At 66.4% G+C, this 12796-nt stretch carries 12 protein-coding genes, 1 pseudogene and 1 riboswitch; of the genes and pseudogenes, 8 read left to right on the top strand and 5 right to left on the bottom strand.

Annotated features, from left to right (window positions below):
- Window positions 1-53 precede the first annotated feature (53 nt).
- Both nrdR and ribD read left to right on the top strand, forming a co-directional pair.
- Complete coding sequence (nrdR, locus tag ACM0O9_RS12960; protein WP_005415256.1) at window positions 54-575, top strand: transcriptional regulator NrdR; 522 nt, start codon at window positions 54-56, stop codon at window positions 573-575.
- A gap of 136 nt (window positions 576-711) precedes the next feature.
- Complete coding sequence (ribD, locus tag ACM0O9_RS12965; RefSeq protein ID WP_065178779.1) at window positions 712-1797, top strand: bifunctional diaminohydroxyphosphoribosylaminopyrimidine deaminase/5-amino-6-(5-phosphoribosylamino)uracil reductase RibD; 1086 nt, start codon at window positions 712-714, stop codon at window positions 1795-1797.
- Between the two features lie 35 nt (window positions 1798-1832).
- Here ribD and ACM0O9_RS12970 read toward each other — a convergent pair whose 3' ends face one another.
- The 3 genes and pseudogenes from ACM0O9_RS12970 to ACM0O9_RS12980 all read right to left on the bottom strand — a co-directional run bounded on the left by ACM0O9_RS12970 (window position 1833) and on the right by ACM0O9_RS12980 (window position 3975).
- Window positions 1833-2207 carry a hypothetical protein gene (locus ACM0O9_RS12970; RefSeq protein ID WP_032953932.1) on the bottom strand — a complete coding sequence of 125 codons (375 nt, stop codon included), beginning with the start codon at window positions 2205-2207 and terminating at the stop codon, window positions 1833-1835.
- Window positions 2208-2321: 114 nt separating this feature from the next.
- Window positions 2322-3204 (bottom strand): annotated as a pseudogene (locus tag ACM0O9_RS12975) (hypothetical protein).
- A gap of 150 nt (window positions 3205-3354) precedes the next feature.
- Complete coding sequence (locus tag ACM0O9_RS12980) at window positions 3355-3975, bottom strand: hypothetical protein (RefSeq protein WP_005415264.1); 621 nt, start codon at window positions 3973-3975, stop codon at window positions 3355-3357.
- A 293-nt stretch (window positions 3976-4268) separates the two neighbouring features.
- A riboswitch (FMN riboswitch) is annotated at window positions 4269-4414 on the top strand.
- Between the two features lie 74 nt (window positions 4415-4488).
- Here ACM0O9_RS12980 and ACM0O9_RS12985 point away from each other — a divergent pair.
- The 5 genes from ACM0O9_RS12985 (at window position 4489) to thiL (ending at window position 8375) form a co-directional block, all read left to right on the top strand.
- Window positions 4489-5115: a riboflavin synthase gene (locus tag ACM0O9_RS12985; RefSeq protein ID WP_065186774.1), complete on the top strand. Its 627-nt coding sequence runs from the start codon at window positions 4489-4491 to the stop codon at window positions 5113-5115.
- A complete protein-coding gene (ribB, locus tag ACM0O9_RS12990; protein ID WP_005415266.1) occupies window positions 5112-6212 on the top strand; it encodes a 3,4-dihydroxy-2-butanone-4-phosphate synthase in 1101 nt (366 codons plus the stop codon). Before ACM0O9_RS12985 ends, ribB begins: the two co-directional genes overlap by 4 nt.
- Window positions 6213-6348: 136 nt before the next feature.
- Window positions 6349-6816 carry a 6,7-dimethyl-8-ribityllumazine synthase gene (gene ribH / locus ACM0O9_RS12995; protein ID WP_414603853.1) on the top strand — a complete coding sequence of 156 codons (468 nt, stop codon included), beginning with the start codon at window positions 6349-6351 and terminating at the stop codon, window positions 6814-6816.
- Window positions 6813-7292, top strand: a complete 480-nt coding sequence (gene nusB / locus ACM0O9_RS13000; protein WP_005415268.1) for a transcription antitermination factor NusB — start codon at window positions 6813-6815, stop codon at window positions 7290-7292. Before ribH ends, nusB begins: the two co-directional genes overlap by 4 nt.
- Window positions 7293-7412: 120 nt before the next feature.
- Window positions 7413-8375 (top strand): thiamine-phosphate kinase, encoded by a 963-nt coding sequence (gene thiL / locus ACM0O9_RS13005; protein WP_065186775.1) that lies wholly within the window; start codon window positions 7413-7415, stop codon window positions 8373-8375.
- Between the two features lie 192 nt (window positions 8376-8567).
- On the opposite strand, the gene ACM0O9_RS13010 is transcribed toward thiL, so the two are convergent.
- Both ACM0O9_RS13010 and ACM0O9_RS13015 read right to left on the bottom strand, forming a co-directional pair.
- Entirely contained in the window at window positions 8568-8942 is a 375-nt protein-coding gene (locus tag ACM0O9_RS13010; protein WP_065178775.1) for a DUF805 domain-containing protein, read from the bottom strand.
- A 127-nt stretch (window positions 8943-9069) separates the two neighbouring features.
- On the bottom strand, window positions 9070-9480 hold the full coding sequence (locus ACM0O9_RS13015) for a hypothetical protein (protein ID WP_414603852.1): 411 nt from the start codon (window positions 9478-9480) through the stop codon (window positions 9070-9072).
- Between the two features lie 745 nt (window positions 9481-10225).
- Between ACM0O9_RS13015 and ACM0O9_RS13020 the strand changes: the two genes are divergently transcribed.
- Window positions 10226-12748, top strand: coding sequence for an autotransporter outer membrane beta-barrel domain-containing protein (locus ACM0O9_RS13020; protein ID WP_495495890.1), 2523 nt, complete (start codon window positions 10226-10228; stop codon window positions 12746-12748).
- Window positions 12749-12796: the final 48 nt, after the last annotated feature.

Consider the following 12796-nt stretch of genomic DNA (forward strand, 5'->3'; position numbering starts at 1 on the left):
ACCTTTGCGACGCTGCCATGATCGTGGCAATTGCTCCCTGAGCCAGGCGTTCCATGCATTGCCCCTTCTGCCAACATGCCGATACCCGGGTCATCGACTCGCGCGTCTCTGAAGACGGCGCGACGATTCGCCGTCGGCGGGAATGCGAAGCCTGCGGCGAGCGCTTCAGCACTCTGGAAACGGTCGAGCTGAAGCTGCCGGCCATCGTCAAGAGCGATGGCACCCGCGAAGCGTTCGACCAGCGCAAGGTCCGCGCGGGGTTCGACCGCGCGCTGCAGAAGCGCGCGGTGCCCGAAGACAAGATCGAAGCGGCGGTACGTGCGGTGGTGCACCAGCTGCGCATCAGCGGCGAGCGCGAAGTGCCCTCGATCAAGGTTGGCGAGTTCGTCATGAACGAACTGCGCAAGCTCGACCACGTGGGCTACGTGCGCTTCGCTTCGGTGTACCGCAGCTTCGAGGACGTGGCCGATTTCCGCGAGGAGATCGAGAAGCTCGAGCGCGACCTGCCGTCCAGCACCGAACAGCTGCAGCTGCTGGGCGATGTGATCGCCCTGACCAAGAAGAAGAAGGGCTGACCGACACCGCTGTGGTGGCACGGAGGCGCCCATGATCTGGTGGGTGCCAACCTTGGTTGGCACGGAGGTATCCATCCACGCATGGCGTGGATCTACCGATCGCGTGCATCCACACCGGCGGCGTTACCATGGTCGCATGACACCATCGTTCTCCGTCCTCGACCACCTGCACATGGCCAACGCGCTGCGTCTGGCCGAGCGCGCTGCCTATACCACCCGGCCCAACCCGATGGTCGGCTGCGTGATCGCCCACGGCGAACGCGTGGTCGGGCAGGGCTGGCACCAGCGCGCAGGGGGGCCGCACGCTGAAGTATTCGCACTGCGCGAAGCCGGCAGCGAGGCCCGCGGTGCCACCGCTTATGTCACCCTGGAGCCCTGCGCCCATTACGGGCGCACGCCGCCGTGCGCACTGGCGCTGATCGAAGCGGGCGTGACGCGCGTGGTGGCGGCGATGCGCGATCCCTTCCCGAAGGTTGATGGCGGTGGCTTCGATCTGCTGCGCAATGCAGGTATCGAGGTTGCCGAAGGACTGATGGCGGCGCCGGCGCGCGAGCTCAACAAGGGTTTCCTGTCACGCGTGGAGCGCAACCGCCCGTGGCTGCGGGTGAAGCTGGCCGCCAGCCTCGATGGCCGCACCGCGATGGCCGACGGCAGCTCCAAGTGGATCACCGGGCCGGCTGCGCGCGAGGACGTGCAGCACTGGCGCGCTCGCGCCGGTGCGATCCTGACTGGCGCCGATACCGTGCTGGCCGACGACCCGATGTTGACCGTGCGCCTGGCCGGTGCCGAAGTGATGCCGCCACTGCGCGTGGTGCTCGATTCGCGCCTGCGTTCGCTCGAATGCAGCCGTGTGCGCGAGGGCGGTGCGCCGACGCTGTACCTGCACGATGCGGCGGTGAGCGCACCGGATGCGGCCGACGCCGAATTTGCCAGCGTGCCCAGCGCAGAGGGGCGGTTGGATCTGGGTGCGGTGCTGGCGCTGCTGGCCGAGCGTGGCATCAACGAGGTGCATACCGAAGCCGGCGCGACACTGGCCGGTGCGCTGCTGCGCGCTGGCTGGGTGGACGAACTGCTGCTGTACCAGGCGCCCACGCTGCTGGGCGACAACGGTCGTCCGTTGCTGGCGGGCCTGGGCATCGAGGCAATGGGCCAGCAGCGCCGTCTGCGCGTGGTTGACCAGCGCCAGGTCGGCGAGGACATCCGGCTGCTGTTGCGCCCGTGAGGCAATGGCGGGGCACTGGCCCCGTTCCGGCGCTGTCAGGTGCCCTCGTCCTCGTGGGCAGGGCACTGCTCTTTCCATTGCTGCTTCCACAGCAGATGCAGGTCACGGCAGTAGGCACCGAGTGCTTCTCCCGTCAGTTGCGTTGACTTCCACCGCAGCCTGCGCCGGCTGATGCCCTGGTCGTACTCGTCCGGCAGTACCGACGGTGCGCACTGATCGTGGTACTGCAGGAACGCGCGGCAATCGTCGTTCTCGCTCAGTTGCGCGTCGATGTCGCGGTCGCGCAGCTGGGTCGACTCGAACGCAACCGAAGGTTGCACGAAGAATGTCCTGGGTCTGGACGCTTCGGCGTGCCAGCACGCCATCAGCGCGACAAGCAGGGCCGTGGTCGAGGTTGTGCGGTGTTTCATGCTGTTGCCCTCGTGGAAGAGGACAACAGCATTGATCACGCAGTGTGCGCAAGACCATGCAACGGTTCTGAAAGTGCCATTGATCCTGCTGCAGGCAACGGCGCTACATCGTGCTCATGTGCACTCGTCCGTCCACATCATCTCGGCGATCGGGCGCAGCGCCTTGCACTCCTGCGTCATCTCATCGGCCGACTTCACCTGTGCCTTGGCCTTCAGTTCCTCGGCCATCGCATCCACGCCGCTGATCTGGTCGGGTGCGATCTTCGCCACGCAGCTGCGGTGCTGCTGCAGCAGCAGGTCGCAGCCGGGTACGCCGGTCACCTTCGGTGCGCTGGCCGCCTGCACGTCCTGCATCCATTCCTCGAACGGTGCCAGCGCCCCGGTCACGGTGCCCACCAGATCATCGAAGTTGCCGCTGTACCAGTAGCCGTTGTCCTTGGCCGGGTACAGGGTGAAGGTGCCGCTGACCGGCACGCGCGCCGCTCTGCAGCGCCTGGGTGTAGGCGTCGGTGAACTGCTTGCGCGAGGCCGGGCTGGCGTCGGCGGCAAGGCTGGCGGCGAACAGCGGACGTACCTTGCCCAGGTCGGGCACCTGGCAGCTGAAGGTGATGCGCGCCAGCTTCTGGTCGTCCACGTATTCGTTGTCTTCAATCACGCTCTTGCTGGCGCGGCACTTCGAATCACGCAGGGCCTTGGCATACAGCGCTTCGCTGGTGGCCGCGTCGGCCTTGGCGCCGGTGCTGGCAAGCACGACCTGCCACGGTTCGGCCAGCGCCTTGGCCAATGCGCCCGGGTTCGGGGTTACCGCGTCCTGGCCGTCGAAGGCGGGCTTCAGCGCATCGTTGAGGGTGCGGGTCGCGGCGGCGTCGTCTTCCAGCAGGACGCGGGCATACAGATCGAAGGCCTGTTCGGGCGTCAGTGTGGCCGGGGCGGCGCTGGCCAGCAGCGGGGCAGCCAGCAGGGCGCTGGCCAGCAGGGTACGCAAGGGGGTCTTCATGACGGTGTTTCCTGTTCCAGAGGCGCGCAAGCCTAGCGCATCTTTGCGCAGGCCCCACGGCGCCCTGTGATCACGTGCCGACGCGCGGGGCAAAAAAAACGGGCCCCTTGCGGGGCCCGTTCGATCGCACGACGAGGAGCGACCGTTGGATCAGAAGCTGGCGCGGACGCCGGCCGAGTACTGGGTGACGTCGCGGTAGCCGGAGATCTCGCCCACCAGACCCCAGGTCTTGGTGAAGTTGATCTGGCCGCCAACAGTGCCGACCCAGGTGCCCTTGTAGTTGTTGCCGCCATCCATGTAGCCGGCCTTGGCCCAGGCTTCGGTCATGCGCGACGGCTTGCCGCGGATGCCCATGGTGACGCGGCCCAGGTTGGTGTGGTCCTTGCCGTGGTAACGCACACCGTCATAACGCAGGGTCGATTCGGCGTTCTGGCGCACCCAGGCGGCATCGGCGGTGAAGTCCAGGCGGTCGGTCCACGGCATGTGGTAGCCGATACCCAGCTCCGGCTGGTTCAGTTCCAGCTTCAGCGAATCTTCGCCGTAGTGGCGGGTCTTGCTGGTGCGCGACCAGCCACCGAACACGTAGACCTGCTCGGCCAGCGCGACCGAACCGCGCAGGTAGCCACCGTCGACCTTCGGGTCGTCCAGCAGGTTGTCGTCAACCTGGACCTGGGTCCAGCCGCCTTCAACGTAGGTGTAGCTCAGGGCCTCGGCCGAAGCCGAGAACGGGGCGGCGGCCAGCAGGGCGGCCACGATCAGGATCTTGCGCATGGGAATTCCTGTGAGTTTCAGTCCATTGGCGGGCCTGCCCTCGCGGCTGCCCGTGGCGACCTCATGTCGTCCGCTGCGGATTTTAATGAAAGTTTTACAAAATGCGAGAGACGGCCGTCACAGGCTGGGGCGGACCGGGGTTGGGGGTCGGATCCGTTTGCCATCGGGAAACGGCCCTGACCCCAGTGCTGCTGCGCCACCGGTCCATGGGGTCAGAGCCCTTTCCTGCGGAAAGGGATCCGACCCCGTTCAGCACGGGCTGGTACACTGCGCGGGCCGGTTCGCCGGTACACAAACGTCTTCAGGGCGGGGTGCAATTCCCCACCGGCGGTAGGTGCGCAAGCACGAGCCCGCGAGCGCCCCGGCCCACGGCCGGGGGTCAGCAGATCCGGTCCAATGCCGGAGCCGACGGTCATAGTCCGGATGAAAGAAGACGGTGCCACAGGGCTCTTGCCCTGCGTGCACCTGTTTGCCTTGCGGCGTTTTTCGCTCACTTTTCGCGGAGAACGTTACTTGTTTACTGGAATCATCGAAGGCGTCGGCCGTCTGGCCGCACGCGAATCCATCGGCGGCGATGTCCGCTTCACCTTCAATGTCGGGAATCTGCCGTTCGACAACGTGCAGATGGGCGAGAGCATTGCCATCAACGGCGTCTGCCTCACCGTCATCGCGTTCGATGCCCGCAGCTTCCAGGCCGACGCCTCCACCGAGACTCTGGGCCTGACCACGCTGGGCCAGCTGGGCGAGGGTGCGGTCATCAACCTGGAACGGGCCATGCGCCCGACCGACCGCCTCGGCGGCCATCTGGTCAGCGGCCACGTCGACGGCCTCGGCCAGGTGCTGTCCATCCAGGAAGATGCACGTGCCCAGCGCTGGCGCTTCGCCGCGCCGGCCTCGCTGCGCCGCTACATCGCCAAGAAGGGTTCGATCTGCGTGGACGGCGTCAGCCTCACCGTCAACGAAGTGGACGATGAAGGCTTTGAAGTCGCCCTCATTCCGCACACCGTGGCCAACACCGCCTTCTCTGCCACCGGCGTGGGCAGTGCGGTCAATCTGGAAATCGATTTGGTCGCCCGCTATGTGGAGCGGTTGATCAGTGTGCCGACCAACGGTCAGCACCCACACGGAGATGCCGCATGAATTTCGCCCCGATTCCGGAAATCCTGGAAGACATCCGCCTGGGCCGCATGGTGGTCATCGTCGATGACGAAGACCGAGAGAACGAAGGCGACCTGATCATGGCCGCCGAGCTGGTCAAGCCGTCGGACATCAACTTCATGGTCACCCATGGCCGTGGCCTGGTGTGCCTGCCGCTGACCCGCACCCGCGCCGCCGACCTCGGCCTGGCGCCGATGGTGCAGGCCAATACCGCGCAGTTCCAGACCAACTTCACGGTCAGCATCGAGGCCGCCGAGGGCGTTACCACCGGCATCTCGGCTCACGACCGCGCCCACACCATCCGCACCGCGGTCAAGCCCAACGCCAAGCCGTCGGACCTGCACCAGCCGGGCCACATCTTCCCGCTGATCGCCCAGCCGGGCGGCGTGCTGACCCGCGCCGGCCATACCGAAGCCGGCGTCGACCTGGCCATGCTGGCCGGGCTGGAACCGGCCGGCGTGCTGGTGGAGATCCTGAACCCGGATGGCAGCATGGCGCGCCGCCCGGAACTGGAAGTGTTCGCCCGCGAGCACGGCCTGAAGATGGGCTCCATCGCCGACCTGATCGCCTACCGCCTGGCCACCGAAAAGACTGTTGAACGTGTGGACGAGCGCGACATCGACACCGAATTCGGCCCGTTCAAGCTGGTGACCTACCGCGACCGCATCGCCCACGACCTGCATTTCGCCCTGGTGCGCGGCACGCCGGATGCGGAAACACCGACCCTGGTGCGCGTGCAGGTGGAAAACCCGCTGGCCGACCTGCTGCACTGGCGCCGTGACGACTTCGGCGTGGCGGCCACCGACGCCCTGCGTGCAATCGATGCCGAGGGCGCAGGCGTGATGGTGGTGCTGTCGGCCCCGCGCGATGGCGAAGCCCTGCTGGCCCGCCTGCGCCAGCAGCCGGCGCCGGTGGTGCCGGGCAAGGACAAGGACGTGGGCCAGTGGCGCCGCAACGGTGCCGGCGCACAGATCCTGTCCGACCTGGGCCTGGGCAAGCTGCGCGTGCTGGGCACCCCGCGCCGCCAGATCGGCCTGGCCGGGTACGGCCTGGAAGTGGTGGAGACGGTGACCCTGTAATGGGTAGAGCCGGCCAGCGGCCGGCACTACCGGTGGGTGCCGACCGTTGGTCGGCACACCCTGAAGGCCCCCGCCAGCCACGGCCGGGGCCCATCCACGCTAGAATTACCCCCTTATCGAGTCCCCCAAGCCGCATATGAGCCACTACGAAGGCGATCTTCGCACTCCCGAGTCGGCGCGCTTCGCCATCCTGGCCAGCCGCTGGAACGCCCGCATCACCGACGCGCTGGTCGCAGGCGTCCGCCTGAGCCTGGCCGGCAACGGCATCACCGAAGCCAACATCGACGTGATCCGCGTGCCGGGTGCCTGGGAACTGCCGCTGGTGGCTGCACGCCTGGCCGCCGCGCATGAACACGCCGCCATCCTCACCCTGGGCTGCGTGATCCGTGGCGACACCCGCCACTACGAACACGTGGCCGACCGCTGCGCCGAAGGCCTGATGCGCGTGCAGCTGGATTTCGGCGTGCCGGTGCTGAACGGCGTGCTGGCGGTGGAACGCGTTGAAGACGCCGAGGCCCGCGCAGGCGGCAGCCACGGCAACAAGGGCGAGGAAGTCGCACTCGCCGCACTGGAAATGGTCAATCTGCTGGAGCAACTGCCATGAACAAGAACACCCAGGGCAAGCCCTCCGGTAAACCCGTCCGCCGCGATGGCGTCGATCCGGTGCTGCGCTCGCGCGCCCGTCGTCGTGCCGTGCAGGCCATCTACGCCTGGCAGATCTCCGGCGGCAACGCGCAGTCGCTGATCGCCCAGTTCGCCCACGAGCAGGCCCGCGAAATCGCCGACCTGGCGTACTTCGAGGCGCTGGTGCACGGCGTGCTCGACAACCGTCGCGACATCGACGAAGCGCTCGGCCCGTACCTGGACCGTGGCATCGAGGAAGTGGATGCGATCGAACGCGCGGTGCTGCGCCTGGCCGCCTACGAGCTTCGCTACCGCCTGGACGTGCCGTACCGCGTGGTGATCAACGAGGCCATCGAATCGGCCAAGCGCTTCGGTTCCGAACATGGCCATACCTACGTCAACGGCGTGCTGGATCGTGCCGCCGTGGAATGGCGCAAGGTCGAATCGGGTCACTGACCCGCCTGTGGTAGTGCCGGCCGCTGGCCGGCAGCTGCAGGGATCCTGAGGTTGCCGGCCAGCGGCCGGCACTACCGCCCACCGCGCCTTGCGCGGCACGTACAACAGCGGGAACGCCCCATGTCCCTGGCCGAATTCGCCCTCATCGACCGCATCCGCGCCCGCACCCTCGAGCGCGACGACATCCTGCTCGGCATCGGTGACGACGCCGCGCTGTTGCAGCCGCGCGCCAACGAACAGCTGGTGGTCACCGCTGATACGCTCAACAGCGGCGTGCACTTCCCGGTGGAAACCCCGGCCTTCGACATCGGCTGGAAGACCCTGGCGGTCAATCTGTCGGACCTGGCCGCGATGGGCGCGCGCCCGGCGTGGTGCACGCTGGCACTGTCGCTGCCGGAAGCATCTGAAGATTGGATCGAGGCCTTTGCCGATGGCTTTTTCGCCCTGGCCGACCAGCACGACATCGCGCTGATCGGTGGCGACACCACGCGCGGTCCGCTGTCGCTGTCGGTGACCGCGATGGGCCAGGTCGGGCGCGGCCAGGCCCTGCGGCGCGACCGCGCACAGGCAGGCGATGACATTTGGGTCAGTGGCACGCTCGGCGATGCCGCCGGTGCGCTGCGCCTGTGGCAACAGGGTGCGTTGAGCATCGCCACCGCCACGCTGCTGGCCGACTACGAAAGCCTGCGCCTGCGCCTGCTGCGGCCGGCACCGCGCGTGACCCTGGGCCTGCGCCTGCGGGCCTTCGCGCACGCGGCGGTGGACGTGTCCGACGGCCTGCTGGCCGACCTCGGTCATATCGCCACGCGCAGCAACGTGGCCGCACATGTCGATGCCGACTCGCTGCCGATCTCGCACGCATTGCGTGAGCTGCTCGGTCGTGAGGCCGCACGCGACTGCGCACTGCGCGGTGGCGACGACTACGAGCTGTGCTTTACCGCGGCTGCCGACCAGCGTGACGCGCTGCACTACCTGGCCGAATCGCTGGACGTGCCGCTCACCCGCATCGGTCGGATGGCCGGAGGGCAGGGCGTGCATGTGGATGGCGAAGCCGCCGACGGCGGCTACCAGCACTTCGCGTAGCCGCAGCGGTACTGCCCTGCTGGGTCAACCTTCGGGGTGGGGTCAGATCCCTTTGCGCCGCAAAGGGATCTGACCCCAAGTGAAGCACATCGATGTTGCTCTGGTAGGTGCCAACCTTGGTTGGCACGGATGTGTCGGCATCCGGTGGCACATCCATGTCGACCAAGGTCGACACCTACCAACGCGGTCTGGTTATACGTGCGGAACCGGCGCACCGAAGCGGTTGTCGCCCGGCGTGCTGGGCAGCACCAGGAACACCAGCAGCACCAGGCTCGCAAACGGCACGAACGCCAGCAGCATCCACCAGCCCGAGCGATCGGTATCGTGCAAGCGGCGAATGGTTGCGGCAATGCACGGCAAGGCGAACACCAGCCACATCACTACGCTCAGCCCGGTAGCGACCAGCGCCAGGCCCTGCGAACCACTGTGGCCGGCATAGAAGCTCAGCAGATACAGCGGGATCGAAACGATCAGGATGAACAGCTGGAACCACCAGAACTCGCTGCGGCTTGCGCGGCCATTGAACTGTGCATAGCGTTTTGTCAGTGGAACCATCATCTTGTGCATCAGTACCCTCCAGGAAAGAAGAGAGCACTATCGACACTGGTGCACTGACGGGCCATACAATTTCTTGCAAACACGAGCCCCAATTGCCCTGACTGTGGGCACTTCGACAGCTGCCATGGTTGTGTGCTCATGTGCAGTGCAACTGCACATCCACATATTCAGACAGCCCTCGGCACGCCAGAAGCAAGCCTTCGCGCACGTCCTCTCCAATCTGTTGATCTTCATCGCCATCCACACGCATCCGTTCGCTCGCATGCAGCAGTTCCAGCAACACGGTCAGCCCGGCATTGGCGCGGTCCGCGCGTGCCATGGCCATCCGGTGACCCGACGTGTGGCCCTTCTTTGGCCAGGGTTGGCCGTCGGCGGCGTCCACCTGGCGGAAGCGCTGCAGGCATGCCAGCAGCGTGGTGGCTGAAGGTTCGGTACTGCCTTGGGTGGCACTGAGTGTGGTTTCGAGCGCACGGGCGATGGCCTCGGGCAGTTCGTTGGCGGCCTCGCCGAGGGTGGCGAACAGGTACGGGTAGTGTGTGGCAGTCATGGCGGCTTCCTTGTGCGTGCGACGAAGGGGCCACCCTGCTTAACAGCGAGGGTGGCGGACGGTGCGTGGTTCCAATACCGGAGGTCGATGTAGAGGCGCCGGCGGGCACAAGGCCCCCACGCACCGCCCGCCATGTAAGCGCGGACAGAATGCCTGCCGACGCCACCCAACAAGGAAAGAGCGACGCCGGCAGGCAAGCGTAACCAACACATCAACCTAACGGGATTGGAAGCCCGTGCCACCCGTTGTCGGTGGCGCCACATCATTTGCGGGAAGCGCCAGCACTGCCAATGAGAAAGATTTGAAAATTCAAAGAAGGTGCAGACGCGTGGCGCGCGCCTCGGCATGGCAATCGCGACATTCCTGTAGAGCCCACGCTCGGATCATCGCAATCTGATCGAAAAGCGGCCGAGCATGGCTAGGCTCTACAGGAGCAGCGTCGTGCGGGCGCACTGCAAGAAGAGGCAATCGCGATGGCACATGTCTTGTCTGGCGGGTTGCAGCCTTCATACTGCGGATGGATTTGCAACAAGTTGCATGGCATTCGGTGGCGTACGGGTCGAAAGTTCCTGCCTATACCACCTTTCGATTCCTGGACGCCATGAACAACCTCACCCGACAGCCTCTGGCGGCAGCATTGATGCTGGCCTTGGTGCTACCCGCAGCATCGGTTGCCGCCGCTCCTCCCGGCGTGCCTTGCCCGAGCATTCCCCGCCCGGCTGATCCGGGCGATCCGGCTGTAGACGTGTCCTACCTGTGCGGCGTTGAGATCGCTGCCCACGATCTCTGGTTCGATCGGTCGCTGGAGGTCTACGACGCCACCGTGATCGGTAGCCATGATCGCTGGCCTGGCGTGGAGATGAGCATCAATCACCGTGGCTATCTGGTGATGGAAGACAGCCGGGTCGAGACTGCAGGGACGATGTCCGACGCCGTGGTGATGACCAGCAACCATGTGGACGGCGCAAGGATCAGCCGGTCGCACCTGAGGACCTCCGGCGAGGCTTCGACGGGGCTGTACGTAGGCAATATTTCGCCGGACGCGTCAGGATTCATCGCCAAGGCGAATACGACCACCGTGATCGACAGCTCGATCTTCACGCAGGGCCAGGATAGTGCGGGCGTCGCGCTCAATCCCAGTGCGTGGCTGCAGCTGCGCAACGTGGACATCGCGACCCAGGGTGACAGGGCGTTCGGCCTCTGGAACTATCGATCGGATGTGGCCATGCAGGGCGGCAGCATTCGCACAGCGGGGGAAGACAGTACGGGGCTCTACGTCGAGTCGGGTCACATTGGTTTCGGAGGCCCGTCGTACGCCTACGTGGGTCGTGCCCAGCTGTACGGTGTGCAGGTTCGCGTTGAGGGCAATGGTAGCAATGGCATCGTTGCAGGCTATCGCGGCGCTGACGCGGGCCGTGCAGGCATGGGCGCCGAACTGATGCTGCAGGACAGCCAGGTACAGGCGCTGCAGGGCGATGCAGTGCGCTTCCTCGATGGCGATGCCAATCGATTGGAGATGGTCAACAGCGTGGCAGAGGGCAGCGACGCGGCGCTGCGCATGGCGGTTGGGCATGGTCAGGTGCGGGTGAACCTGCACGCATCCAAGCTGCTTGGCGGAGGGGCTGCGGCGATCGTCCTGGAGGCACCCGATACCCGGGTGCAGCTGCGCGCGCAGGCGGGCAGCGTACTTGCGAACGAGCGCGGTGCACTGTTCGATATCGGCCGCTTCGCCGCGGCCGATGTCCAGCTGCAGGGCAGCCTGATGCGGGGGGGCGCCCGCGTCGCGGATGTTGGCCGGCTCGATGTCGCATTGCGCGAGCGCAGCGTCTGGCAGGTGGACGGCAACGCCATGGTCGATCAGTTGAGTGTGCAGCGCAGCGAGGTGTCGCTGGCCAACGGCCATGCAGGCGATCGCTTCGTCGTGCGCGGGGATTTGACCCTTGACGAAGGTCACCTGCGCCTGGATACGGTGCTGGGCGGGGACGCCGCAGCCAGTGATCGCTTCGACGTCCAGGGCGATTTCCTGGGCAATGGTACGGTCTCGGTGGTCGGCGTTGGCGACGGGGCCGCAACCGACAAGGGAATCCCCTTGATCACCGTGGGCGGGCAGTCGCTGGCGACGCTGGCCCTGTCCGGTCGTGCGGTCGGCGGCATGTATGAGTACTTCCTGCATCGCGATAACGCCGATGGTGACTGGTACCTGCGCTCGCAATTGACCGCCGTTGACCCATGCGATGACGATCCGGCTCTGCCCGGCTGCGGCGTCGATCCAGTTCCTGGTCCCGATCCGGCACCGGAGCCGACACCGGAGCCGGGGCCTGATCCAACCCCGGAAGTTCCATCACTGCCTGACCCGGCAGGCGTGCTGCGACCGGAAGCGGGTGCCTATCTGGCCAACCGGTGGGTGCGACAGGCGCTGCTGCAGCCACGCCAGCCTCTGGCCACGAATGAGGGGCGGGAGGGCGTACGCGGGTGGACCCGGGTCGAGAGTGGTCAGGCGCAGCTGCCGGGACTGGTGGATCAGCTGCAGCAATCCGCGCAGTGGAACAGCCTGCAGCTGGGCGCCGACCTGGGCGTGTTCGACGCCGGGCGTGGCCGCGCTGGCGTGTCGCTGTTGTCCGGGCGTGCCGATGCGCAGTCGCGCTCGTCCCTGACCGGCTATGCCGCCCGCGGCCGGGTGCAGTCCAATGCCCTCGGCGTGTACGCCGGTTGGCAGGGTGAGGCCGCTTATGTGGATGCTGCAGTTGTGCATGCGCGCTTCCGCAATCGCGTGCAGGGTGATGCGCTGGCGCCAGAGCACTACCGGTCGCGCGCACGCCAGGCATCGCTTCAGGCCGGCTACCGCCTGCCGCTGGGCACGCTTGGCGGCACCGTGCTGACCTTGCAACCGGATGTACAGATCGTCCAGTTCCGCGATCGCGGCAACCTGCACGTGGAGGCAACCGGCACTTCGATCGCACATCCAAACCGTACCGCGTGGTCACGGCGCCTGGGGTTGCGCCTGGAGGGGCAGGGTGCCGAAGGACAGGGCTTAGTGGTCAGTCCATGGCTGGCCGCCCACGGGTATCGCGATACGGGCCGATCCGAGCTCGGTTTCGGCAACGAGACAATCGCCGGTACTACACCGCGCAGTCGCTACGAAGTGGGAAGTGGGGTACGCATCCAGTTCCGGAGCGGCCTGTCCGCCTGGGGTGGCCTCAACGTCTCGCGTGGTGATCACGGCTACCGCCAGACGAGCGCACAGCTGGGCGTGGCACGGCGCTGGTAGGACAGCATCGATGTAGCGCTGAGCCTACGCCCGGCGGCTTTCCTGGCC

It is taken from the genome of Stenotrophomonas sp. FR012, assembly GCF_047520565.2.
Taxonomy (GTDB): Bacteria; Pseudomonadota; Gammaproteobacteria; order Xanthomonadales; family Xanthomonadaceae; genus Stenotrophomonas; species Stenotrophomonas sepilia.

What these genes read in the sequence shown, in the direction of transcription:
- ACM0O9_RS12980 (WP_005415264.1), bottom strand. Translation starts at nt 3,975, where the DNA reads ATGCGCAAGATCCTGATCGTGGCCGCCCTGCTGGCCGCCGCCCCGTTC.
- ribB (WP_005415266.1), top strand. Translation starts at nt 5,112, where the DNA reads ATGAATTTCGCCCCGATTCCGGAAATCCTGGAAGACATCCGCCTGGGC.
- ribD (WP_065178779.1), top strand. Translation starts at nt 712, where the DNA reads ATGACACCATCGTTCTCCGTCCTCGACCACCTGCACATGGCCAACGCG.
- ACM0O9_RS12970 (WP_032953932.1), bottom strand. Translation starts at nt 2,207, where the DNA reads ATGAAACACCGCACAACCTCGACCACGGCCCTGCTTGTCGCGCTGATG.
- ribH (WP_414603853.1), top strand. Translation starts at nt 6,349, where the DNA reads ATGAGCCACTACGAAGGCGATCTTCGCACTCCCGAGTCGGCGCGCTTC.
- thiL (WP_065186775.1), top strand. Translation starts at nt 7,413, where the DNA reads ATGTCCCTGGCCGAATTCGCCCTCATCGACCGCATCCGCGCCCGCACC.
- nrdR (WP_005415256.1), top strand. Translation starts at nt 54, where the DNA reads ATGCATTGCCCCTTCTGCCAACATGCCGATACCCGGGTCATCGACTCG.
- nusB (WP_005415268.1), top strand. Translation starts at nt 6,813, where the DNA reads ATGAACAAGAACACCCAGGGCAAGCCCTCCGGTAAACCCGTCCGCCGC.
- ACM0O9_RS13015 (WP_414603852.1), bottom strand. Translation starts at nt 9,480, where the DNA reads ATGACTGCCACACACTACCCGTACCTGTTCGCCACCCTCGGCGAGGCC.
- ACM0O9_RS13010 (WP_065178775.1), bottom strand. Translation starts at nt 8,942, where the DNA reads ATGCACAAGATGATGGTTCCACTGACAAAACGCTATGCACAGTTCAAT.